22 protein-coding genes and 1 pseudogene are annotated in these 21,601 nt (G+C 71.1%); 7 read left to right on the forward strand and 16 right to left on the reverse strand.

The features are described from left to right. Positions 1-153 precede the first annotated feature (153 nt). On the reverse strand, positions 154-915 hold the full coding sequence (locus tag ACH5AC_RS01415; RefSeq protein ID WP_398859477.1) for an alpha/beta hydrolase family protein: 762 nt from the start codon (positions 913-915) through the stop codon (positions 154-156). A 111-nt stretch (positions 916-1,026) separates the two neighbouring features. On the opposite strand from ACH5AC_RS01415, the gene ACH5AC_RS01420 reads away from it, so the two are divergent. Together ACH5AC_RS01420 and ACH5AC_RS01425 are read left to right on the forward strand one after the other, a co-directional pair. After that, positions 1,027-2,190: an adenosine deaminase gene (locus ACH5AC_RS01420; RefSeq protein WP_398859478.1), complete on the forward strand. Its 1,164-nt coding sequence runs from the start codon at positions 1,027-1,029 to the stop codon at positions 2,188-2,190. A 138-nt stretch (positions 2,191-2,328) separates the two neighbouring features. Beyond that, positions 2,329-2,697, forward strand: coding sequence for an ATP-binding protein (locus ACH5AC_RS01425; protein ID WP_398859479.1), 369 nt, complete (start codon positions 2,329-2,331; stop codon positions 2,695-2,697). Positions 2,698-2,770: 73 nt separating this feature from the next. On the opposite strand, the gene ACH5AC_RS01430 is transcribed toward ACH5AC_RS01425, so the two are convergent. The 5 genes from ACH5AC_RS01430 to afsQ1 all read right to left on the reverse strand — a co-directional run bounded on the left by ACH5AC_RS01430 (position 2,771) and on the right by afsQ1 (position 6,623). Continuing rightward, positions 2,771-2,971: a PspC domain-containing protein gene (locus ACH5AC_RS01430; protein WP_398859480.1), complete on the reverse strand. Its 201-nt coding sequence runs from the start codon at positions 2,969-2,971 to the stop codon at positions 2,771-2,773. A gap of 109 nt (positions 2,972-3,080) precedes the next feature. Beyond that, positions 3,081-3,632: a VanZ family protein gene (locus ACH5AC_RS01435; protein ID WP_398859481.1), complete on the reverse strand. Its 552-nt coding sequence runs from the start codon at positions 3,630-3,632 to the stop codon at positions 3,081-3,083. A 92-nt stretch (positions 3,633-3,724) separates the two neighbouring features. Continuing rightward, complete coding sequence (locus ACH5AC_RS01440; RefSeq protein ID WP_398860053.1) at positions 3,725-4,327, reverse strand: hypothetical protein; 603 nt, start codon at positions 4,325-4,327, stop codon at positions 3,725-3,727. 17 nt (positions 4,328-4,344) lie between these two features. Next, positions 4,345-5,949 (reverse strand): ATP-binding protein, encoded by a 1,605-nt coding sequence (locus tag ACH5AC_RS01445; RefSeq protein ID WP_398859482.1) that lies wholly within the window; start codon positions 5,947-5,949, stop codon positions 4,345-4,347. After that, positions 5,946-6,623 carry a two-component system response regulator AfsQ1 gene (gene afsQ1 / locus ACH5AC_RS01450; protein ID WP_398859483.1) on the reverse strand — a complete coding sequence of 226 codons (678 nt, stop codon included), beginning with the start codon at positions 6,621-6,623 and terminating at the stop codon, positions 5,946-5,948. The genes ACH5AC_RS01445 and afsQ1 overlap by 4 nt, the downstream gene beginning before the upstream one ends. A gap of 234 nt (positions 6,624-6,857) precedes the next feature. On the opposite strand from afsQ1, the gene ACH5AC_RS01455 reads away from it, so the two are divergent. Beyond that, the gene (locus ACH5AC_RS01455; protein WP_398859485.1) at positions 6,858-7,649 is read left to right on the forward strand and encodes a SigE family RNA polymerase sigma factor; all 792 of its coding nucleotides are present in this window, start codon (positions 6,858-6,860) and stop codon (positions 7,647-7,649) included. A gap of 203 nt (positions 7,650-7,852) precedes the next feature. Here ACH5AC_RS01455 and ACH5AC_RS01460 read toward each other — a convergent pair whose 3' ends face one another. Next, entirely contained in the window at positions 7,853-8,491 is a 639-nt protein-coding gene (locus tag ACH5AC_RS01460) for a uridine kinase (RefSeq protein ID WP_398859486.1), read from the reverse strand. Between the two features lie 132 nt (positions 8,492-8,623). Between ACH5AC_RS01460 and ACH5AC_RS01465 the strand changes: the two genes are divergently transcribed. After that, positions 8,624-9,031 (forward strand): hypothetical protein, encoded by a 408-nt coding sequence (locus ACH5AC_RS01465; RefSeq protein WP_398859487.1) that lies wholly within the window; start codon positions 8,624-8,626, stop codon positions 9,029-9,031. Between the two features lie 71 nt (positions 9,032-9,102). Here ACH5AC_RS01465 and ACH5AC_RS01470 read toward each other — a convergent pair whose 3' ends face one another. Both ACH5AC_RS01470 and ACH5AC_RS01475 read right to left on the reverse strand, forming a co-directional pair. Next, a complete protein-coding gene (locus ACH5AC_RS01470) occupies positions 9,103-9,354 on the reverse strand; it encodes a type II toxin-antitoxin system RelE/ParE family toxin (protein ID WP_398859488.1) in 252 nt (83 codons plus the stop codon). Further along, positions 9,351-9,602 carry a type II toxin-antitoxin system Phd/YefM family antitoxin gene (locus ACH5AC_RS01475; RefSeq protein WP_398859489.1) on the reverse strand — a complete coding sequence of 84 codons (252 nt, stop codon included), beginning with the start codon at positions 9,600-9,602 and terminating at the stop codon, positions 9,351-9,353. The genes ACH5AC_RS01470 and ACH5AC_RS01475 overlap by 4 nt, the downstream gene beginning before the upstream one ends. A 172-nt stretch (positions 9,603-9,774) precedes the next feature. On the opposite strand from ACH5AC_RS01475, the pseudogene ACH5AC_RS01480 reads away from it, so the two are divergent. After that, positions 9,775-9,996, forward strand: a pseudogene (locus ACH5AC_RS01480) (N-6 DNA methylase); the annotation flags it as partial. 579 nt (positions 9,997-10,575) lie between these two features. Here ACH5AC_RS01480 and ACH5AC_RS01485 read toward each other — a convergent pair. From ACH5AC_RS01485 to deoC, 3 genes are read right to left on the reverse strand one after another with little or no spacing between them, the layout of a single operon-like run. Further along, complete coding sequence (locus ACH5AC_RS01485) at positions 10,576-11,475, reverse strand: aldehyde dehydrogenase family protein (RefSeq protein WP_398859491.1); 900 nt, start codon at positions 11,473-11,475, stop codon at positions 10,576-10,578. Further along, the gene (locus ACH5AC_RS01490; RefSeq protein WP_398859492.1) at positions 11,472-12,923 is read right to left on the reverse strand and encodes an aldehyde dehydrogenase family protein; all 1,452 of its coding nucleotides are present in this window, start codon (positions 12,921-12,923) and stop codon (positions 11,472-11,474) included. Before ACH5AC_RS01490 ends, ACH5AC_RS01485 begins: the two co-directional genes overlap by 4 nt. A 6-nt stretch (positions 12,924-12,929) precedes the next feature. Next, positions 12,930-13,892 carry a deoxyribose-phosphate aldolase gene (deoC, locus tag ACH5AC_RS01495; RefSeq protein ID WP_398860054.1) on the reverse strand — a complete coding sequence of 321 codons (963 nt, stop codon included), beginning with the start codon at positions 13,890-13,892 and terminating at the stop codon, positions 12,930-12,932. A 190-nt stretch (positions 13,893-14,082) separates the two neighbouring features. Here deoC and ACH5AC_RS01500 point away from each other — a divergent pair, with 190 nt between their 5' ends. Beyond that, positions 14,083-14,766, forward strand: a complete 684-nt coding sequence (locus tag ACH5AC_RS01500) for a PH domain-containing protein (RefSeq protein ID WP_398859493.1) — start codon at positions 14,083-14,085, stop codon at positions 14,764-14,766. 153 nt (positions 14,767-14,919) lie between these two features. On the opposite strand, the gene ACH5AC_RS01505 is transcribed toward ACH5AC_RS01500, so the two are convergent. The 4 genes from ACH5AC_RS01505 to ACH5AC_RS01520 all read right to left on the reverse strand — a co-directional run bounded on the left by ACH5AC_RS01505 (position 14,920) and on the right by ACH5AC_RS01520 (position 20,034). Then, the gene (locus tag ACH5AC_RS01505) at positions 14,920-16,320 is read right to left on the reverse strand and encodes an MFS transporter (RefSeq protein WP_398859494.1); all 1,401 of its coding nucleotides are present in this window, start codon (positions 16,318-16,320) and stop codon (positions 14,920-14,922) included. A 149-nt stretch (positions 16,321-16,469) separates the two neighbouring features. Further along, positions 16,470-18,101, reverse strand: a complete 1,632-nt coding sequence (locus ACH5AC_RS01510) for a phospho-sugar mutase (RefSeq protein WP_398859495.1) — start codon at positions 18,099-18,101, stop codon at positions 16,470-16,472. A gap of 530 nt (positions 18,102-18,631) precedes the next feature. Further along, positions 18,632-19,456 (reverse strand): purine-nucleoside phosphorylase, encoded by an 825-nt coding sequence (locus tag ACH5AC_RS01515; RefSeq protein ID WP_398859496.1) that lies wholly within the window; start codon positions 19,454-19,456, stop codon positions 18,632-18,634. A gap of 101 nt (positions 19,457-19,557) precedes the next feature. Continuing rightward, a complete protein-coding gene (locus ACH5AC_RS01520) occupies positions 19,558-20,034 on the reverse strand; it encodes a gamma-glutamylcyclotransferase (protein WP_398859497.1) in 477 nt (158 codons plus the stop codon). 97 nt (positions 20,035-20,131) lie between these two features. Here ACH5AC_RS01520 and ACH5AC_RS01525 point away from each other — a divergent pair, with 97 nt between their 5' ends. Then, positions 20,132-21,580 carry an NAD(P)H-quinone dehydrogenase gene (locus ACH5AC_RS01525; protein ID WP_398859498.1) on the forward strand — a complete coding sequence of 483 codons (1,449 nt, stop codon included), beginning with the start codon at positions 20,132-20,134 and terminating at the stop codon, positions 21,578-21,580. Positions 21,581-21,601: the final 21 nt, after the last annotated feature.

The following is a 21,601-nucleotide window of genomic DNA, read 5'->3' on the forward strand; positions in this document are numbered from 1 at the left end:
AGTGATGAGGGGCAGCAGTCATGAACATGCCCCCGTTGCCAAGACGATAATCATTTTCACTAAGACTCCGCAAGGGGGTCCTGTGCGGGGAAGGGGTCCGCTGTGACGGCGGCCGTCAGTGGCGCGGGGCAGCGATCCGGTGGGTGGCGGCCGTCAGCGCCGCAGTGACCGGCCGAAGCCCGCCGCGAGCGGCATCCGCAGCCCCAGCGGCGGCGGTGCCGCCAGAGCGTCCATCACCGGCCGGGAGAAGGCGCGCCCGAACAGTGCCCCCATGACGAAGTCCTCGGCCAGCGCGAGGACCTCGTCCCGGTGCTGCCGCAGCCCGTGCCCGTCGGAGTGCACCTCGAACCGGCACACATCCCGGTTCGCCTTCTTCGCCCGGGCCGCCAGCCGGAAGGACAGCTCGGGATCGGTCCGCCGGTCGTTCGTGCCGTGCACCATCAGCACCCTGCGCCCCACCAGCTGCTTCACCGGTTCGGGTGGCGCCGCCACATCCTCCTCCGGCAGCCAGGGCGCGATCGCCAGAACGGAGTTGACGGACTCGTGCCCACCCGCCCTCAGTGCCGCCCGGCCGCCCATGTCGACCCCGACCAGGCACACCGGAACATCGCCGTAGCGCCGGACGATCTCGTCCGTACCCCAGGTCGCGTCGACCGCCGGCCCGGCCTCGCTCCCGTTCCACCCTCGGTAGCGGTAGTGCACCGCGTGGACGGCCAGCCCCTCGTGCCGGCCCGCCTGCGCCAGCCGGCGCCCGAGCGCGCGCACGGAGGCGGTGCCCCACAGCGGGGACGGTCTGCGCGTGGAGGACTCCTCCCCGCCGGGAAGGAGCAGCACTGCTCCGCTGACCGCCGTCGGTTCCGGGCCGATCGCCCTCCCCAGGCGGGCCGTCCGAACCGCCGTCGCATCGTGTGCCATGACAGAACAGTGTCAGAACGCCGGGTGCACGAGACCAGTCCTGCGGTCACCTTTGCGTATCGACGTCGCGCCGGACCAGACCTCTACGCGCGTAGGAGTTACAGTGCGGAAATGACGAGCCAGAGCATCGCGAAGGGCGCCACTCCCAGCTCGGACCAGATCCGCCGGGCGCCCAAGGTTCTGCTGCACGACCATCTCGACGGCGGCCTGCGCCCCGGCACCGTCGTCGACCTGGCCCGGGACACCGGGTACACCCATCTCCCCGAGACCGACCCGGACAAGCTCGGCATCTGGTTCCGCGAGGCCGCCGACTCCGGCTCGCTGGAGCGGTATCTGGAGACCTTCTCGCACACCGTCGGCGTGATGCAGACCCGGGACGCGCTGGTCCGGGTCGCCCGCGAGTGCGCCGAGGACCTCGCCGAGGACGGCGTCGTCTACGCCGAGGTGCGCTACGCCCCCGAACAGCATCTCGAAAAGGGCCTGACCCTCGAAGAGGTCGTCGAGGCCGTCAACGAGGGCTTCCGCGAGGGCGAGCGGCTGGCCCGCGCGAACGGCCACCGCATCCGTGTCGGCGCCCTGCTCACCGCCATGCGGCACGCGGCCCGCGCCCTGGAGATCGCCGAACTCGCCAACCGCTACCGCGACTCGGGCGTCGTCGGCTTCGACATCGCCGGCGCCGAGGCCGGCCACCCGCCCACCCGGCACCTGGACGCCTTCGAGTACCTCAAGCGCGAGAACAACCACTTCACCATCCACGCCGGCGAGGCGTTCGGCCTGCCGTCCATCTGGCAGGCCCTCCAGTGGTGCGGCGCCGACCGGCTCGGACACGGGGTGCGCATCATCGACGACATCGAGATCGCCGACGACGGCAGCGTGAAGCTGGGCCGGCTCGCCTCGTACGTCCGTGACAAGCGGATCCCGCTGGAGCTGTGCCCCAGCTCCAATCTGCAGACCGGGGCGGCGGCGTCGTACGCCGAGCATCCGATCGGCCTGCTGCGCCGACTGCACTTCCGGGCGACCGTCAACACCGACAACCGGCTGATGTCCGGCACCAGCATGAGCCGGGAATTCGAGCACCTTGTCGACGTGTTCGGTTACACGCTCGACGACCTCCAGTGGTTCTCCGTCAATGCGATGAAATCAGCGTTCATTCCTTTCGATGAACGACTCGCGATGATCAATGACGTCATCAAGCCCGGATATGCCGAGCTGAAGTCCGAGTGGCTGTTCCAGCAGACCGCCTCCACCAGCGGTTCTGTGGGCGGCGAGGGGTAGCTGTCGGCACTTTCGACGCACGAGTGCGGACGGGCTTTCACAATCCGTCCGCATTTCGATGTTTGCGGCGGGTGCGGTGCCGTGTTTACGGTCGAGAACCGCTCAGTTCCCCGTATCCCATTCGAGGACGCATTCATCATGAAGCAGTCTGCTGCCAGGACCCTCGGTGTCGCCGCCCTCGGTGCCGCCTTCGCCGCCGCGGGCGCCGGCGCCGCCAACGCCGCGCCCGTCCCGGACGTCGCCCAGGGGCTGGGTACCGTGACCCAGGCGGTGCCGGTCGAAACGGTCGTCCAGACGCTGCCGGCGCCCGCGGGTGACGTGGTGACGCAGGCCGCGCCGGTGGTCGAGCCGGGCACGGTCGCCGCCCAGCCCGTCGCCGACCAGGCGCTCTCCGCCGGTGACCAGGTCTCCGGGCTGCTCGGCGGTCTGCCGGTGAACCCGCCCTCGGCTCTGCCGGTACAGGGTCTGCCCACGCAGGGCACGGGCCTGAACGGGCTCCCGCTCTGACCCCTCCCCGTACGCAGCGTTGGGGCGCATCCGAGCCATCGGGTGCGCCCCAACGGCGTTCACACGCACGGCATCACCAGGCGGTGCGCGCCTTGTCCTCCGACGGCAGCAGGATCCACAGGGCTATGTAGAGCAGGAACTGCGGTCCCGGCAGTAGACAGGACAGCAGGAAGATCACCCGCATCGTGGTCGCGGAGGTGCCGAAGCGCCGGGCCAGCGCGGCGCACACTCCGCCGATCATGCGGCCTTCCGTGGGGCGGGCGAGGCTGGACATCTGCGGCTCCTTCGCGAGCGTAGTCGTGAGTCTCGAGGACGTGAGGCGGCCCTCGCGGCCCCTCATCTCTCACTCCACGCTACGGCGACGAACCGGACGAAGCGTCACTCTAAGGGGCGATCCCGACCCTGGGAATCGTCGGGGTGCGACCCTGAGCCGGCTCCTCCTGGCGCGGCACGGCCGCCGCCCGGCGCTCGGTCCTGCGACGCAGCCACGCGCGGGCCGCCGGCACCACCGCCGCGTGTGCCAGAGCGACACCCACCGTGCTCAACAGCAGCGAGTCGACGTCCACGACCTGCCCCGGCACCTCGGTCTGCACCAGCTCCACGGTGAGTGCCAGCAGGGCGCCCGCCGCCGTCGTACGCACCAGCGAGGCGAGCGGGGAGACCCGGAGCCTGCCGTGCACCAGCGGCAGCAGCACACCCAGCGGGGCCAGCAGCGCCAGCTCCCGGCAGACCCGCAGCGCCGCCACCCGCCAGCCCAGCTCCAGATCGGCGCGGATCGCGGCGAAGGGCTGCAGATTGGCGGGCATCATCCAGGGGACGTCCAGGGGCCGCAGCGCGTACCAGGCGACGAACACGAGATGCGCGACCAGGAGCACACCCCCGGTGGCACGGACGCGGAACACGGCGTCGCCGCCGCCTGAGCCTTCACGCTGCACGCCCCCCTAGACGTCCCTTCCGGGACGATCGGTTCCGCAGGGCGGCCCCTGACCTGGGTGAGGTGTGTGCCACATCCGGGGCGGTCGCCCCGTCACCCCTTGGCGACCTGCGAGGACGGCGGTTCCTTGGTGCCGGGCCGGGAGCGCACCTCGTCCGTGCACTCGTAGCGGCGCAGCGGCTCCGAGTCGGGTCCGCCCAGCACCACCGAGCCGTCGCCGTCGGCGGCCGCCGAGTCGGAGAACGTGCAGACGATCTGCGCCAGGGCGTACGAGGCGAGGCTGCCGGGGGCGGCGCTGAGGCGCAGCGCGTCGTCCGGGTCGCCCGGACGCGGCCCGCCGACCGTCATTCCGCGCCGCACGTCCGTCGTGTACCCGGCCTGCTTCTCGGCCGCCGACGGGGTGCGCGCCAGCTGGTCCAGCAGCCCCTGCGCGATCAGCCCGCGCCGGGCGACGTCCGAGGCGCCGTCCGGCACCGCCACCACCCGGTCGACAGCCACCAGCGACGAGCCGCACAGCAGGAACACCTGCGCCGGCACGCCCTTCGTGGACTGCGTCGTGACATCCGGCTCGGAGAGCGCGCACCGCACCCGGGACGGCGCGGGACCGAACTCGGTCGGCACCTCGGTGGCCCGGATTCCGCACCCGGCGAGCAGAACCGGCAGAGCCACCACGGCGAGCAGCCGCCGTACGGTCATGAGGCGTCGCCGTCCGGTCACGAGGCGTTCCCCTTCTCCTTCTCGGGTTGCCGCTCGGGCTGCTGTTCGGTCAGCGGCGAGGCGTCCTTGGGCAGCCGCAGCGTGAACACCGCACCGCCCTCGGGTGAGTTGGCGGCGGTGATCTCGCCGCCGTGGATATGGGCGTTCTCCAGGGCGATGGACAGGCCGAGCCCGCTGCCCTCGGAACGCGGCCGGGAGGCGCTCGCCTTGTAGAACCGGTCGAAGACATGCGGCCGCACGTCCTCGGGGATGCCGGGCCCGTGGTCGCGCACCGCGATGACGACCTCCTCGTCGGTCTCTCTCACGGACACCCGCACCGGCGACCCGCCGTGCTTGAGCGCGTTGCCGATGAGATTGGCGAGGACGACGTCGAGGCGGCGCGGGTCGATCCTGGCGTGGATGCCGCGCTCGGCGTCCAGGTCCACCGCGTCCAGCCAGGCACGGGCGTCGATACAGGCGGTGATCTGATCGGCGATGTCGACGTCGTCCAGCACCAGCCGCGCCGTACCCGCGTCGAAGCGGGTGACCTCCATCAGATTCTCGACGAGGTCGTTGAGCCTGCGCGTCTCGCTGACGACCAGCCGGACCGCCGGCTCGATCATCGGGTCCATGCTGCCGGTCTCGGCCTCCAGCTCCTCCTCCAGCACCTCGGTGACGGCGGTGATCGCGGTCAGCGGCGTACGCAGCTCATGGCTCATGTCCGCGACGAACCGCCGCGACGCCTCGTCCCGCGCCGCCATGTCGGCGACCCGCTTCTCCAGCGCCTCCGCGGCCAGGTTGAACGTGCGTGACAGATCGGCGAGTTCATCCGTCCCCGACACCCGCAGCCGGGTGTCCAGCTTCCCCTCACCGAGCCGCCGCGCGGCGACCCCGAGGCGGTGCACCGGCTTCAGTACGGTCGTGGCGGCGGCCTGCGCCAGCAGCGCGGCCCCGATCAGCGCGAGCCCGGTGGCGATCCCCAGCGACCAGGCCAGCGAGTTGAGGTCCTTCGCCTCCGGTTCCAGCGACTTGCGCATATAGCCGGTCGGCCCGCCACCGATCACCCTCGTCCCGGCGACCAGATACGGCGTGCCGTCGTCGACGACCCGCTGCCAGTACAGGTGGTACGGCGACTTGTTGCCGCCGGTCAGCGGCTGCTCCTCGTTGACCGCCGTGCGCAGCGACTCGGGCACGTCGTCCAGCGAGAACCCGCTCAGCCCGCCCGAGTTGCCGTACACGGTCCTGCCGTCACCGTCGACGGCGACCAGCAGCACGCTGAAACGCTGGCTGCTGTTGGCCATCTGCCCGGCGGTGTGCTGCAGTTCGTCCTGGCTGGGGTACTCGGGCAGCGAACCCGCCCGGTTCTGCATCTCCTGCTGGAAGTCCCGCAGCACCGCGCCCTGGGTACGGGTGAGCACGGCCTCCCGGTTGAGCCAGTACGCGATGCCGGACGCGGAGACCGCGGCGGTCAGCGCGACCAGCCCGAACACCACCACCAGTCGCAGCCGCAGGCTGGTGAAACGCAGCCGCGACAGATGCGACAGATGTCCCTTGCCGTCCTGACGAGTACTGTCCTCACGGGCCGCGGACCCGCCGCGGACCCCCCCTTGCTGATCTGTCACTGAGGCGCGTCCAGGCGGTAGCCGACACCACGCACGGTACGGATCAGCGTCGGGGACGACGGCACGTCCTCCACCTTCGCGCGCAGCCGCTGGACACACGCGTCCACCAGCCGGGAGTCACCGAGGTAGTCGTGCTCCCACACCAGCCGCAGCAGCTGCTGGCGGGACAGCGCCTGACCCGGCCGCCGGGACAGCTCCAGCAGCAGCCGCAGCTCGGTCGGCGTGAGCTGCAGATCCTGCCCGTTCTTCGTCACCGTCATCGCGGCCCGGTCGATCACCACGTTGCCGAAGGTCGCCGAGTCGTTCGACTCGCGCTCCCCGCGCCGCAGCACGGCCCGGATCCGCGCGTCCAGGACCCGCCCCTGCACCGGCTTGACCACATAGTCGTCGGCGCCGGACTCCAGCCCGACCACCACGTCGATGTCGTCGCTGCGCGCGGTCAGCAGGATGATCGGCAGCTGGTCGGTGCGCCGGATGCGCCGGCACACCTCGAAGCCGTCGATTCCGGGCAGCATCACGTCCAAAACGATCAGGTCCGGGCGCTGTTCGCGCAGCAGCTTCAGACCGTCCTCACCGCTCGCAGCGGTCGCCACGCGGTGTCCCTGGCGCGTCAGTGAGAGCTCCAGGGCCGTTCGGATGGCGTCGTCGTCCTCGATCAGCAACAGGGAAGGCACGGGCTCATTCTGGCCCATGGGGCGCTTCCGATCGACCTGTGGGGCGGATGGATCGGCTTGTACCGCCCCGACCTGTGCTGACGCCGTGCTGTTCCTGTGACGGACCCCTGTGACAGGTCTGTGACAGTCGGCTGACACGGCCATGAAGTGGCCCCGGCAGTCTCTTTGGCACAGGCAACACAGCAAGCCGAACACCAAGCCGAACACCGGAAGTCCACGACGGGGGGCCGCGAGATGAACACGCTGCACGGCATGAGCACCAGCGCAGTGGTCACGCGTCTGCACGACGTGCACCGGGGTTCCGAGAAGTCCGGTGCCGATGGGGGTCCCTCCCGCGCGAGCGCATTCGAGCGTGGGGGAGGGCGGGGGTGCGCTCGCGGCACCGGGCGTCATCACACCGCCGGTTACATGACGGCGGTCGACGCCAACACGGGGGCTCACGGGGGAGCCGCGTACAGGGAGGACTCGGGGGAGCGGCGTCGCTCGCTGACCGAGACTGTAGATGCCGAAGCGGCGTTTACCGCCTACGTCCAGGAGCGCCGCGCCTCCCTGTACGCCACCGCCTACCACCTCACCGGCGACCGCTTCGAGGCCGAGGACCTGCTGCAGAGCGCGCTGTTCTCGACGTACAAGGCGTGGGACCGGATCAGCGACAAGGCCGCCGTCGGCGGATACCTGCGTCGCACCATGACGAACCTGCACATCAGCGCGTGGCGCCGCCGCAAGCTGAACGAATACCCGACCGAGGAGCTGCCGGAGACGCCCGGCGACACGGACGCGATGCGCGGCACCGAGCTGCGCGCGGTCCTGTGGCAGGCGCTGGCCCGACTGCCCGAACTCCAGCGGACGATGCTGGTCCTGCGCTACTACGAGGGCCGCACCGACCCGGAGATCGCGGACATCCTCGGCATCAGTGTCGGCACGGTGAAGTCCAGCATCTGGCGGTCGCTCCGCCGGCTGCGCGAGGACGAGGTCCTCAGCTTCGGCCGTGACGAGCAGAGCGCCTTCGGGGAGCTTGTCGCCTGAGGGTCACGGGGGAAGCGGCCACGGGGGAGCCGTGACCGGGGGACGGGGGAAGCACCGGGATCCGGGGGGATCCACGGGGGAAACGAGGGATCCGCGGGGGAATCGGTGATCTCGGGGGAGCACCGAGGAAGCGGGGCTGGAGGGCCGGGGGGTCCGTCCAGTCCCGCTTTCGTGCGCTACGGCGCCGAGGTGCGCGGAAGCGGTTACGCCGAGGTCCTGGCCTGCTGGACGCAGCGGCCCGCCGCCGCGGCCGCCAGCCGTCCCATCGCCTCGTCACGGTCACAGGCGTACGCGCCCAGCGAGGTCTGCCGGGAGATGATCGACCGCTCCAGGCGCATCAGCCGCCAGCCGCGGCGCAGCAGGAACGGGACCGACTTGCGCCCCTCCTTCAGGTCACGCACGAAGCGGCGGCGGAACGTCTTGACCGGGCCGCGGCTCAGACACAGCGCGTCGGCCAGCACGCCCAGTTCGCGGCAGCGCTCCACGATCTCCGCGGCGAAGATGCCCTCCGCGATGAACAGCGGGGTCCGCCCGATGTCGACCGCGTCCTCGCCGGTGCGGGCGCTGAGCGAGATGTCGTAGACGGGCACGTTCGTACGGCCCGTGCGGCACAGGTCGGTGATCGCGGTGATCGCCGTGTCCGCGTCCCAGGAGTCGGGGTGGTCCCAGTCGATGTCGGAGCTCCCCGCCACCTGCGGCAGCGTGGGGTCGTCGCCCTCCTTGTAGAAGTCGTCGAGCCGCAGGACCGGAAGGCCCGAGCGGGCGGCGAGGAGGGACTTGCCGGAGCCGGAAGGGCCGCAGAGCAGCACGACTCGCGTGGGTATGGGCGGATGGGAACTCACGGGTCACCAGTGTGAGGCATGGACGGGCCGGTCAACGACCCCGCGGGTCGGCTTTGAAGCGCGCGTCACATCTCAACTACCCTCTGCGTCGAGCTGATTACTTTCCGCGACGAAACCAGAGGTGCAGCAGCAATGGCCCGTCACAACTCCCCCCACACCGCCACCGGCCGACGCGTCCTGGCCGCCCTCGCCACCGCGTCAGCCGCCCTCGGCGCGGGCGCCGGCACCGCGACGGCGGCGGACCTGGTGCACGCCGGCGAACCGGTGCACACCAACACCGCCTCCCTGGGCCGCATCGACCCCCAGACCGGCCTCCAGGGCCTGACCGCGGGCCTCCCCCACGCGACCGGCACCCTCACCAGCCTCAAGCCCAACCCCCTGGCCGACACGGGCGTCGACCCCCTGGACAACGGCGTCAGCACCCAACTCGCCGACTTCCAGCCCCTGACGTCCCGGGAGCTGACGGGGCCGATCGCCCAGGCACAGTCGATCGGGACCATGCCGGTGGTGGGGGAGGCTGCGGGGGCGCTGGGCGGCTGACCGTTGACGGCATGAGGAGAGCCGCGCCCATCCTGGGAGGGATGGGCGCGGCTCTCGTGGCTGGCCTGGGGTCAGGCGGTGCGGCCGAGGTGGGTGACCAAGATGCGGATCACGTCGTCGTCGATGATGTACAGCACGCGGTATGCACCGACGTGCAGGCGGCGGATGTCTTGTGATCCGTAGGGGATCGACCCGTGGGGTCGGGGCTGGGTGGCCAGGGCATCCACGGCTTCATAGACGGCGGCCAGTCCGGCCGGGTCGTCCTTGAGGAACCGCACGGCCGCATTGGTGGCGCGCGGTTCCCAGATGATCTCGTAGGTCACTTACGCAGCCCCAGCATCCTGCCGACTTCCTCGTGCGGGATGCCCGGACCCAGCGTTCCGCGCTCCTTGTTCAACTGATACTCGGCCAGGGCCAGGGCGTCTTCGAGGTCCTCTATCACCTGCGGTGAGACGAGGAGTGCGGCCACGTGCCCGTGGTCGGTGAGGGCGATGGTCTCGCGACCGTGGGCGGCGCGACGGACCAAGTCGCCGAGCTGGGCGCGGGCGGCGCTGATGGCGATCTCAACCATGCGCACATGGTGGCAGAAGATTACTCTTGTGCGCAATTTATTTGACCACATTAAACGCAGCTCGGGCGTGCCGTACCGGGGGCTGAGTGTTCCGTCGGAACGGAAGGAACGCCTGTCGTTTCCCGGGATAGCCTCGTCGGTGGCGCCTGGGTGACAGCGCGACAGGGGTCAGTACTTCACCCCGAACGTCGCGACCCGCTTCATGGTCGAGCTGCTCGATCCGAAGCTGGACGAGACCGTCCTCGACCCCTGCTGCGGTACCGGCGGCTTCCTGTGCGAGACCCTGCTGCGCGTACTGCACCGAGAGTGCCAGGAGTCAACCGGCTGGCGGGCCCCTTGGCGAGCATCGTCTTCCATTACAGCGAAACCTCGGTGTACGAGCCCGAGTTCTTGAGCATGATTCACGCCAACGACGACGCGGGGCAGCGGGATGCCCTGCACCGCCCGGTACGGGGCGCAGCCCGCCGGTCTGTCCGATGCAGTGCTGCTGGTTCCCGAGGAATATGTCTATTAAGGAACTTGCGCGGCCAGGCCGTCTCATCATCGTGGACCTGCGCTCCGACGATACCTAGAAGAGCGACGCCGAGGCGCACAAGTACGCCGACAGCGGCGACTTGGTGACGGGACTCGTGTCCAGCGTGCGCGAGATGCGACACAAGGGCATGTCCGTAATGGTGGCCAGTCAGGATCCGCCCTCTGTACCGTCCGAGCTCATCGAACTCTCCACTCACATGGTGCTGCACAGGTTCACGTCACCGGCCTGGCTGAAGCACCTGCAGAAGGTCAATGCGGCGTTGTCCGGTCTCAACCCTGAGAAGGCATTCAGCAGGGGGACGGTCAAAGTCGACTGCCGGCCGCGCGTCACACGGCACGGAGGCGAGACGCGGACTGCGTTGGGATAGTCAGCCCGTTGCCCAGAGGGCCGCGCCCCTCAGGACGGAGAGGAGGCGCGGCCCTCTGGCTCATGTGCGGGTCAGTACGACGAGCCGGACGCGCCCAGCGAGCCCGTCGGGTGCCAGACCGTCTTCGTCTCCAGGAAGGCCGTCATCCGGTCGATGCCCGGCGCCTCCGTGTAGTCCACAGGCTGTGGACGCAGGACGCGCTTCAGGTTGTCGGCCGCGGCGATCTCCAGGTCCTTCGCGAGGGTGTCGTCCGCGCCGGTGAGGTCGATCGCGTTGACGTCCTGGTGCGCGGCCAGTGGGGTCGCGATCTCGGCCGTGCGGCCGGAGAGGACGTTGACCACGCCGCCCGGAAGGTCGGAGGTGGCCAGGACCTCGCCCAGGGAGAGGGCCGGGAGGGGGGACTTCTCGCTCGCGATCACGATCGCCGTGTTGCCGGTCGCGATCACCGGGGCGACCACCGAGACCAGGCCGAGGAACGACGACTCCTGGGGGGCCAGGACCGCCACCACGCCCGTCGGCTCGGGGGAGGAGAGGTTGAAGTACGGGCCCGCGACCGGGTTGGCGCCGCCCACCACCTGGGCGATCTTGTCCGTCCAGCCCGCGTACCAGACCCAGCGGTCGATCGCCGCGTCCACCTGGGCGGCGGCCTTGGACTTGGACAGGCCCTCCGCGTCGGCGACCTCACGCACGAACTGGTCGCGGCGGCCCTCCAGCATCTCCGCGATGCGGTAGAGGATCTGGCCGCGGTTGTACGCCGTGGCGCCCGACCAGGCCCCGAACGCCTTGCGGGCGGCGACCACCGCGTCACGGGCGTCCTTGCGGGAGGAGAGGGGCGCGTTGGCCAGCCAGTTGCCCTTTGCGTCGGTCACTTCGTACACCCGGCCGCTTTCGGAGCGGGGGAACTTGCCCCCGACGTACAGCTTGTAGGTCTTGAAGACGGAGAGTCGGGTCGCGTCAACTGTGTTTTTCATCGCTCGCCCTCCGGGCTCGACGGGGCGAGGTACGCCTCCAGGCCGTGGCGGCCGCCCTCGCGGCCGAAGCCCGACTCCTTGTAGCCGCCGAACGGCGAGGTCGGGTCGAACTTGTTGAACGTGTTGGACCAGATGACGCCCGCGCGCAGCTTGCTCGCCACGGCGAGGATCCGCGAGCCCTTCTCCGTCCAGATCCCGGCGGAGAGGCCGTACTGGCTGTTGTTGGCCTTGGCCACCGCCTCGTCCGGCGTGCGGAAGCTGAGGACGGAGAGGACCGGGCCGAAGATCTCGTCGCGGGCGATGGTGTGCGCCTGGGTGACGTTCGTGAAGAGCGTCGGGGCGAACCAGTAGCCCGCGGACGGGATGTCGCAGGACGGCGACCAGCGCTCGCCGCCCTCCGCCTCGCCCTGCTCGACGAGCGAGGTGATGCGGGCCAGCTGCTCGGCGGAGTTGATCGCGCCGATGTCCGTGTTCTTGTCCAGCGGGTCGCCGAGGCGGAGCGTGGACAGGCGGCGCTTCAGGGAGTCCAGCAGCTCGTCCTGGATCGACTCCTGGACCAGCAGGCGGCTGCCCGCGCAGCACACCTGGCCCTGGTTGAAGAAGATGCCGTTGACGATGCCCTCGACGGCCTGGTCGATCGGGGCGTCGTCGAAGACGATGTTGGCGCCCTTGCCGCCCAGTTCGAGCGTGAGCTTCTTGCGGGTGCCCGCGACCGTGCGCGCGATCTCCTTGCCGACGGCCGTGGAGCCGGTGAAGGCGACCTTGTCGACGTCCGGGTGCGCGACGAGCGCGGCGCCCGTGTCGCCGTAGCCCGGGAGGATGTTGACGACGCCCTTGGGCAGGCCCGCCTGACGGCAGATGTCCGCGAAGAAGAGAGCCGACAGGGGAGTGGTCTCCGCCGGCTTCAGGACGACCGTGTTGCCGGTCGCCAGGGCCGGGGCGATCTTCCACGCCAGCATCAGGAGGGGGAAGTTCCAGGGGATGACCTGGCCGGCCACACCGAGGGGCTTCGGTGACGGTCCGAAGCCCGCGTGGTCGAGCTTGTCCGCCCAGCCCGCGTAGTAGAAGAAGTGCGCGGCGACCAGGGGGAGGTCGGCGTCGCGGGTCTCCTTGATCGGCTTGCCGTTGTCCAGGGTCTCGAGGACGGCGAGCTCGCGGCTGCGCTCCTGGATGATGCGGGCGATGCGGAACAGGTACTTCGCGCGCTCGGAGCCGGGCAGCGCCGACCACTTCTCGAACGCCTTGCGGGCGGCCTTGACCGCGCGGTCGACGTCGGCCTCGCCGGCCTGCGCGACCTCGGACAGCACCTCCTCGGTGGAGGGGCTGACGCTCTTGAAGACCTTGCCGTCGGCCGCCTCGGTGAACTCACCGTCGATGAACAGGCCGTAGGACGGGGCGATGTCGACGACCGAGCGGGACTCGGGTGCCGGCGCGTACTCAAAAGTCATGATGGATCAGTCCACCGTCACGTAGTCGGGGCCGGAGTAGCGGCCGGTGGCCAGCTTCTGACGCTGCATCAGCAGGTCGTTCAGGAGCGAGGAGGCGCCGAAGCGGAACCAGTGGTTGTCCAGCCAGTCCGCACCGGCCGTCTCGTTCACCAGGACCAGGAACTTGATCGCGTCCTTGGTCGTGCGGATGCCGCCCGCCGGCTTCACCCCGACCTGTACCCCGGTCTGCGCGCGGAAGTCGCGGACGGCCTCCAGCATGAGGAGGGTGTTGGCGGGGGTCGCGTTGACCGCCACCTTGCCCGTCGAGGTCTTGATGAAGTCGGCGCCCGCCAGCATGCCGAGCCAGCTCGCACGGCGGATGTTGTCGTACGTCGACAGCTCGCCGGTCTCGAAGATGACCTTCAGGCGGGCCGCTGTGCCGCACGCCTCCTTCACGGCGACGATCTCGTCGTACACCTTCAGGTACTTGCCCGCGAGGAACGCGCCGCGGTCGATGACCATGTCGATCTCGTCGGCGCCCGCGGCGACGGCGTCACGGACGTCGGCCAGCTTCACGTCGAGGGCGGCGCGGCCGGCCGGGAAGGCGGTGGCGACCGAGGCGACCTTCACGCCCGAACCGGCGACGGCCTCCTTCGCGACGGCCACCATGTCGGGATAGACGCAGACCGCGGCCGTGGTCGGGGTCGTACGGTCGGTGGGATCGGGGTGGACCGCCTTCGCGCCGAGCGCCCGGACCTTGCCCGGGGTGTCCGCGCCTTCCAGCGTCGTCAGGTCGACCATCGAGATGGCGAGGTCGATGGCGTACGCCTTCGCGGTGGTCTTGATGGAACGGGTGCCGAGGGAGGCGGCGCGCGCCTCCAGGCCGACCGCGTCGACGCCGGGCAGCCCGTGGAGGAAGCGGCGCAGCGTGCTGTCGGACGCGGTGATGTCTCCGACGGCTTCGGCTGTGGGTGCGGGTGCAGTGGGCATGGTCACCAGACGAGCATATCTACGCGCGTAGCGGCTGTACAGGGTGGATGCTGATTCGTGGGCGGGTGCGGGTGCTCTGTGGCTGGTCGCGCCCACGGGCGGAGCCGCAAATCTGTACGGCCCCGCGCCCCTGAATGGTCGGACCGGGGGCCCGGCGTTCTCAGGTTTGGGATGCGGCAGAATCTGAGCCATGACGACCCCGGACAACCAGTCACCCGCGCCGCAGCCCTCGGAGCCCGAGTTCCAGGACCGGGTGTACCGGTCGTCCGCGGGGATCGCGGGTGGTGTGGTGCTGCTCGCCATCATGGGGTGGCTCGGTATCGACGCGCTCGTCACGGGGGACGGGCGCACGCCGTGGCTGGCGCTGGCCGGGATGATCCTGGTCGTGCCGCTGGTGGTGGCTTTCACGCTGCGGCCCGCGGTGTACGCGGGCCAGGACCGGCTGCGGGTGCGCAACCCGTTCCGTGTGATCGTCGTGCCCTGGGGGCAGGTCGCCGGGCTGCGGTCCGGCTACTCGAACGAGGTGTTCACCGAGGACGGGCGGAAGTTCCAGCTGTGGTCCGTCCCGGTCTCCCTGCGGGCGCGCAAGCGCGCGGCGCGGCAGGAGGCCCGGGCGGCGGCGGAACGGGCCGAGGGGCGGGACGTGCGCGGGCGCGCCGGCGGCCTCGGGGGCGGCACTCGGCGTGGGGCTCCGCCGGAGGGGCCGATGCGGGCCGCGACCGACAAGGTCATGGACGAGCTGCGGCAACTGCAGGAGGACCGGGCCGGAGCGGAGAGCGCCCAGGGCGAGGTGAGCGTGCGCTGGTCCTGGGAGATCCTGGGGCCGACGGCCGCGGGGGCCGTGGTGCTGGCGATCCTGCTGGCGGTGGACTGAGCCGACGCGGTGGGCGGGCTCAGCGCCGCCGCCTCTGTTCGCCGGGTCGGCCGCCGGCGGGTGGGCTCGGGGCGCGCTGGGCCGCACCAGGGCCATGGACGCGCCGCAGTACGCCGCTCCGGCCACCGCTGCCGCTCGCAGCACACGACAGGATCAGACCTGCTCCTTGCGTGGGACGCAGAATGCTGCGAGGGCGGCCGCGATCAGATAAGCGGCAGCGCCGATGGCCAGGCTGGTGCGCAGGCCGGTGACGAAGTCCGCGGTGGAGGCCAGCAGCGAACCCCCCAGGGCGATGCCCGCGGCGCTGCCGACCTGGCGGGTGGTGTTGAAGAAGGCGGAGGCGGTACCGGAGTACCCCTCGGGTGAGGCCGACATCACGGTTGCGGTGGAGCCGGTGAGGGCGAAGGACGTGCCGAAGCCGACCGCCGCCATCGGCGCCACAAGCAGCAGGTAGACCGGATGGGAGCCGACGGCGGCCCATCCGGCAAGGCCGCTCGCTCCGAGCAGCATGCCGGTGATCACCAGCGGTCGGTGCCCGGTGCGGCGGGCGATTCGTCCGGACAGCACCGAGGCGAACATCGTCATGGCGACCGCGGGGAAGAGCGCGATACCGGTTTGCAGCGCGGTCAGGTCGCGATGGTGCTGGAAATACAGACTCGCGGTGAAGATCATGCCGTAGAAGGCGAAGTTGAACAGCAGGCCGATGGCCGCCCCGCCGCTCATCGCGCGCGACCGCAGCAGCCACAGAGGCAGCACGGGCGCGCGGGCCGAGCGCTCACGCAGCACAAACGCGGCGGCCGCCGATACGCACAGTCCGGCCCCGGTGAGAAGTGCAGGGGCCGTCCAGCCCAGTCGCCCGGCCTCGTTCAGGACGGCGGTCAGCAGGGCGACGGCCGTGACGATCGCGAACTGGGCCGGCCAGTCCACCGGACGCTCGATGCGCCGGGGGGAGCGCGCCACATGCCGTAGCGTCAGCAGCAGACAGGCGCCCCCGACGGGCAGGTTGATGAAGAACACCCACCGCCAGCCCATGGTGGTGACCAGCAGTCCGCCCAGAAGGGGGCCTGCGGAGGCCGCGATGCCGGCCATGGAGCCCCACAGCCCGAAGGCGCGGGCGCGCTCTGCCGTTGACGCGTACTCCTGCTGGAGGAGAGCGAGGGAGCCGGGCACGATCAGTGCGGCGCCGGCCCCTTCCACGAGCCGGGTTACCACCAGGGTTGCGGTGTTGGGGGCGAGGGCGCAGCCGGCCGAGGCCGCGGTGAACACCACGACGCCGGTGCAGAAGATCCGGCGGTTGCCCAGCCGGTCCCCGAGCGTACCGCCGGTGAGAAGCAGGCCGGCGAAGGAGAGGGTGTACCCGTCCGTGATCCACTGGATTCCGGTGAGTGAGGCCGACAGGTCCCGTCCCACCGCGGGAACGGCGACGTTGACGATGGTCACATCGAGGATGACCATGAAGTACCCCGCACAGACGGCCAGAAGCGGCGCGAGGGACTGCCTCGTGGCCGCCCCCGAACCTGCTCGACCGGTCTTCGGGAAGCCGACGCGCACCATGGCTGCACGATATGGCGGAGGGGAAGCGTCTCATGGCTTTCGGTGACCCTCCGGCGTGCCCGGGAGGACGCCGGAGAGCCTGACGGCCGTCGGGGCGGGGGGCACGTGCGGTGCCGGACGCCCGCCGCACGTGCCTCGACGGCTGGGCCTCAGATCCCGGCGGCTGCCGAGAGGTCCCGCTTGATGGCGGCGAGCAGCTCGGTGGCCTTCGCACGGGCGGCCGGGAGGTCGGCGTGCGCCGTGACGGGGACGACGACCTCCAGGTAGCACTTCAGCTTGGGCTCCGTGCCGCTCGGGCGGACGATGACGCGGGCGCCGGTGAGGGTGTAGCGCAGGCCGTCGGTGGGCGGGAGGGTGTCCGTGCCCTGGGTGAGGTCCTCGGCCCTGGTGACGGGCAGACCGGCCAGCTCCGTGGGGGGCTGGTCGCGCAGGCGGCGCATCGCGTTCGCGATGACCGACAGGTCCTGGACGCGGACCGAGAGCTGGTCGGTGGCGTGCAGGCCGTGCTCCACGGCGATGTCGTCGAGGAGGTCGAGGAGGGTGCGGTTCTCGGCCTTGAGGACGGAGGCCAGCTCGGTGATCAGGAGGGCCGCGGTGATGCCGTCCTTGTCGCGCACGCCCTCCGGGTCGACGCAGTAGCCGAGGGCCTCCTCGTAGCCGTAGCGCAGGCCCTCGACCCGGGCGATCCACTTGAAGCCGGTGAGGGTCTCCTCGTAGGGCAGGCCCGCCTTCTCGGCGATGCGGCCGAGGAGGGAGGAGGAGACGATCGACTCCGCGAAGGTGCCTCGCGCCCCGCGGGCCACCAGGTGGGCGGCGAGGAGTGCGCCGACCTCGTCGCCGCGCAGCATGCGCCAGTCCTCGCCGTCCTTGACGGCCACGGCGCAGCGGTCGGCGTCCGGGTCGTTGGCGATGACCAGGTCCGGGGCGGTCTCGCGGGCCTTGGCGAAGGCCAGGTCCATCGCGCCCGGCTCCTCCGGGTTGGGGAAGGAGACGGTGGGGAAGTCGGGGTCCGGGTCGGCCTGTTCGGCGACCAGGACGGGGGCGGGGAAGCCGGCGCGGGCGAAGGCTGCGAGGACGACGTCCTTGCCGACGCCGTGCATCGCCGTGTAGACGGTGCGGGCCGTGCGGGGGGAGTCGGGGGAGAGGACGGCGTCGGTGCGGGCGAAGTACGCGTCCAGGACCGCGTCGTCCAGGGTCTGCCAGCCCTCCGTGGGGCGGTCCACCGTGGTCAGGCTCGGGATCGCGGCGATCTCGTCGGCGATCTCGGTGTCGGCGGGCGGGACGATCTGGGAGCCGTCGCCGAGGTAGACCTTGTAGCCGTTGTCGCGGGGCGGGTTGTGACTGGCGGTGACCTCCACGCCGGCGACCGCGCCGAGGTGCCTTATGGCGTAGGCGAGGACGGGGGTGGGGAGGGGGCGGGGGAGGACGGCGGCGCGGAGGCCGGCGCCGGTCATCACGGCGGCGGTGTCGCGGGCGAAGTCGATGGACTTGTGGCGGGCGTCGTAGCCGATGACGACCAGGCCGTTCTCGTGCCCCTGCTTCTTGAGGTACGCGGCGAGGCCGGCGGCGGCGCGGATGACGACGGAGCGGTTCATGCGCATCGGGCCGGCGCCGAGTTCGCCTCTCAGGCCGGCGGTGCCGAACTGGAGGGTGCCGGAGAAGCGGGCGGTGAGTTCCGTGACGTCGTGTGCCTCGATGAGCTTGGCGAGTTCGTCGCGGGTCTCGGGGTCCGGGTCCTCGGTGAGCCAGGCGTTGGCCCGGGCGATCAGGTCGTCTTGCACGTCGGATCAACCTCTCTGGTTTTCGGTTGTGGGTGCGGCTCGGGTGTGGCTCGGCCGGGCTGTTTTCTCGCCCCCGCCGCCCCTACCCATTCCCATCCCCAGGGGCGCTGCCCCTTCGACCCCGCCCGGGGGCTGCCGCCCCCTGGACCCCCGCTTCGGCCTTGAGGGGCCTCGTCCTCAAACTCCCCCGGAGGGGGGACCCCCAGACGGGCTGGGATACGGGGGCGGCGCTTCGAAGCCCCTGCGGGTGGTGGGGTCGGGCGGGGAGGCAGCGGGGTGGTGTTGCGAAGCCCTCTGCGGGTGGGTGGGTCGGGCTGGCGGCGCTGGGTAGGGGGTCGGGGTGGCCGGGGCTGCTCGTCCTCACACGCTGGGTGGGCCGGGAGGCGCGGCGTGGCTGGAGTGGGTGGGGAGCCCCCCGCGGCCCTCGAACGACGCCGAGGCGGGTGGCGAAGGCCGGGGCCGGGGGGCTCGGAGTCCCCTGGGTGGGGACGACCGGGGTCCAGGGGGCCGAGCCCCCTGGAGAGGCGGGTTCACAGGCGGGACAGGACCTGGGTCAGGAGCGTGCCCATGCGGGTGGCGGAGTCGCGGCCGGCCTGGAGGACTTCCTCGTGGTTGAGGGGCTCGCCGGTCATGCCCGCGGCGAGGTTCGTGACCAGGGAGATGCCCAGGACCTCGGCACCGGCCTCACGGGCCGCGATGGCTTCGAGGACCGTCGACATGCCCACCAGGTCCGCGCCGATCACCCGGGCCATACGGATCTCCGCCGGCGTCTCGTAGTGCGGGCCGGGGAACTGGGCGTAGACGCCCTCCTCCAGGCTCGGGTCGACCTCCTTGCACAGGGCGCGCAGGCGGGGCGAGTAGAGGTCCGTGAGGTCGACGAAGTTGGCGCCGACGATGGGGGAGGTGGCCGTGAGGTTGATGTGGTCGCTGATCAGGACCGGCTGGCCGGGGCGCATGCCCTCGCGGAGGCCGCCGCAGCCGTTGGTGAGGACCACCGTCTTGCAGCCGGCGGCGACGGCGGTGCGTACGCCGTGCGCGACGGCGGCGACGCCGCGGCCCTCGTAGAAGTGCGTGCGGCCCAGGAAGACCAGGGCGCGCTTGTCACCGATCCGGTACGACCGGATCTTGCCGCCGTGGCCCGCCACCGCGGGCGGCGGGAAACCGGGCAACTCGGTGACCTGGAACTCGGCGTCGGGAGCGCCGAGGGCGTCCACGGCCGGAGCCCAGCCGGAGCCCATCACGAGGGCGACGTCGTGGGTCTCGGCGCCCGTCAGTTCCCGCAGGCGCGCGGCGGCGGCGTCGGCGGCGGCACGGGGGTCGCCCTGGATGTCGTCCGGGAGAAGATTCGCGTTCACGGGGTCGAGGGTAGCCGCTCAGCGCCTACGCGCGTAGATGACAGGCGCACGGGACCGGGATCGTTGTGTTGTCGTTTCCAACGACGGCCCGGTCGGCCCAGTCAGCAGGGGCGCTTGCGCAGCTCCATCACATAGTCGTGCGGCGCGCCCGCCGACTCCGCCGCGTCGGCGATCTCCCCGAGGTAGCGGGCCGAGGGCAGGCCGCCCTCGTAGCCGTTGAGGACGTACGTCCACGCGCCCTCCTCCCCGTCGAGGGTGTGCACGCGCACCCGCACCCGGCGGTAGACGTCGAGGCCGACCCCCTCCCAGCGGTCCAGCGTCTCCTCGTCCATCGGGGCGATGTCGTACAGCGCGACGAAGACCTGGCACAGCGGGTCCTCGACGAGGGTCGCCAGCGCGCCGTCCCGGCTCTGCCCCGGGCCCTCGTCGTCGCCGGACAGCGGGATCCCCCAGTGCTCGCCGCCGAACGTCAGCCGCCACCCGTTCAGCCAGCCGGTGGCGCGCAGCGGCGAGTGGGGGGCGCGGCGGGTCATCAGCCGCGCGTCGAGATTGCCGGCGTACGCGGCGTAGAGCGACATGGGGAGAGGGTACGGCAGGCGGCACAGGCGTCACTCCGGTAACGGAGCCGCTTCGGCCGGGGCCCCGGGGCGGTCGCATGCGGGCGCGTGCGGGACAATGGAGTACGTGACTCGGATCGTGATCATCGGTGGCGGACCCGGCGGATATGAAGCGGCCCTGGTGGCCGCGCAGCTCGGCGCGGAGGTGACCGTCGTCGACTGCGACGGTCTGGGCGGGGCGTCGGTGCTGACCGACTGCGTGCCGTCGAAGACCCTGATCGCCACGGCCGAGGTGATGACCACCTTCGACTCGTCGTACGAAGAGCTGGGCATCATCGTCGCCGACGACACCCCGCACATCGACACGCCCGCGCGTGTCGTCGGCGTCGACCTGGGCAAGGTCAACCGCCGTGTGAAGCGGCTGGCGCTCGCCCAGTCGCACGACATCACCGCCTCCGTCACCCGCGCCGGCGCCCGGGTCATGCGCGGCCGCGGCCGACTGGAGGGCGGGCAGGCGCTCGACGGCTCCCGCAAGGTCGTGGTCGGCGTCGCCGACGGCACCGAGGAGACCCTCACCGCCGACGCCGTGCTGATCGCCACCGGCGGTCACCCGCGTGAGCTGCCCGACGCCCAGCCCGACGGCGAGCGCATCCTGAACTGGACCCAGGTGTACGACCTCGACGAGCTCCCCGAGGAGCTCATCGTGGTCGGCTCGGGTGTGACGGGCGCCGAGTTCGCCGGTGCGTACCAGGCCCTCGGGTCGCGGGTCACGCTCGTGTCCTCCCGTGACCGTGTGCTGCCGGGTGAGGACCCGGACGCCGCCGCCGTGCTGGAGGACGTGTTCCGGCGCCGCGGCATGAACGTCATGGCCCGCTCCCGCGCCCAGTCCGCCAAGCGGGTCGGCGACCGGGTGGAGGTGACGCTGGCCGACGGCCGGGTCATCACCGGCACGCACTGCCTGATGGCTGTCGGCGCCATCCCCAACAGCGAGGGTCTGGGCCTGGAAGAGGCAGGCGTCAAGCTGCGCGACTCCGGGCACATCTGGACCGACAAGGTGTCCAGGACGACCGCGCCCAACGTGTACGCGGCCGGTGACGTGACCGGCGTCTTCGCGCTCGCGTCCGTCGCCGCCATGCAGGGACGCATCGCCATGTACCACTTCCTCGGCGACGCGGTGGCCCCGCTCAACCTGAAGACCGTCTCGTCCAACGTCTTCACCGACCCGGAGATCGCCACCGTCGGCTACACCCAGGCCGACGTCCACGCCGGCAAGATCGACGCCCGGGTCGTGAAGCTGCCGCTGCTGCGCAACCCGCGCGCCAAGATGCAGGGCATCCGCGACGGCTTCGTCAAGATCTTCTGCCGTCCGGGTACGGGGATCGTCGTGGGCGGCGTGGTCGTCGCACCGCGCGCATCCGAGCTCATCCATCCCATCTCGATCGCCGTCGACAACAATCTGACGGTCGAGCAGATCGCGAACGCGTTCACCGTGTACCCCTCGCTGTCGGGCTCGATCGCCGAGGTGGCACGGCAGTTGCACACCCGGAAGACGGCCGGGGAGATCTGACCCCCTATACCACTTCCCGCC

The sequence above is a fragment of the Streptomyces sp. NPDC018693 genome, from assembly GCF_044391385.1.
Classification (GTDB): Bacteria; Actinomycetota; Actinomycetes; order Streptomycetales; family Streptomycetaceae; genus Streptomyces.

What these genes read in the sequence shown, in the direction of transcription:
- ACH5AC_RS01415 (WP_398859477.1), bottom strand. Translation starts at nt 915, where the DNA reads ATGGCACACGATGCGACGGCGGTTCGGACGGCCCGCCTGGGGAGGGCG.
- ACH5AC_RS01440 (WP_398860053.1), bottom strand. Translation starts at nt 4,327, where the DNA reads ATGACCGTACGGCGGCTGCTCGCCGTGGTGGCTCTGCCGGTTCTGCTC.
- ACH5AC_RS01525 (WP_398859498.1), top strand. Translation starts at nt 20,132, where the DNA reads ATGGAGTACGTGACTCGGATCGTGATCATCGGTGGCGGACCCGGCGGA.
- ACH5AC_RS01475 (WP_398859489.1), bottom strand. Translation starts at nt 9,602, where the DNA reads ATGGTTGAGATCGCCATCAGCGCCGCCCGCGCCCAGCTCGGCGACTTG.
- ACH5AC_RS01520 (WP_398859497.1), bottom strand. Translation starts at nt 20,034, where the DNA reads ATGTCGCTCTACGCCGCGTACGCCGGCAATCTCGACGCGCGGCTGATG.
- ACH5AC_RS01490 (WP_398859492.1), bottom strand. Translation starts at nt 12,923, where the DNA reads ATGACTTTTGAGTACGCGCCGGCACCCGAGTCCCGCTCGGTCGTCGAC.
- ACH5AC_RS01465 (WP_398859487.1), top strand. Translation starts at nt 8,624, where the DNA reads ATGGCCCGTCACAACTCCCCCCACACCGCCACCGGCCGACGCGTCCTG.
- deoC (WP_398860054.1), bottom strand. Translation starts at nt 13,892, where the DNA reads ATGCCCACTGCACCCGCACCCACAGCCGAAGCCGTCGGAGACATCACC.
- ACH5AC_RS01425 (WP_398859479.1), top strand. Translation starts at nt 2,329, where the DNA reads ATGAAGCAGTCTGCTGCCAGGACCCTCGGTGTCGCCGCCCTCGGTGCC.
- ACH5AC_RS01430 (WP_398859480.1), bottom strand. Translation starts at nt 2,971, where the DNA reads ATGTCCAGCCTCGCCCGCCCCACGGAAGGCCGCATGATCGGCGGAGTG.
- ACH5AC_RS01485 (WP_398859491.1), bottom strand. Translation starts at nt 11,475, where the DNA reads ATGAAAAACACAGTTGACGCGACCCGACTCTCCGTCTTCAAGACCTAC.
- ACH5AC_RS01505 (WP_398859494.1), bottom strand. Translation starts at nt 16,320, where the DNA reads ATGGTGCGCGTCGGCTTCCCGAAGACCGGTCGAGCAGGTTCGGGGGCG.
- ACH5AC_RS01455 (WP_398859485.1), top strand. Translation starts at nt 6,858, where the DNA reads ATGAACACGCTGCACGGCATGAGCACCAGCGCAGTGGTCACGCGTCTG.
- ACH5AC_RS01420 (WP_398859478.1), top strand. Translation starts at nt 1,027, where the DNA reads ATGACGAGCCAGAGCATCGCGAAGGGCGCCACTCCCAGCTCGGACCAG.
- ACH5AC_RS01500 (WP_398859493.1), top strand. Translation starts at nt 14,083, where the DNA reads ATGACGACCCCGGACAACCAGTCACCCGCGCCGCAGCCCTCGGAGCCC.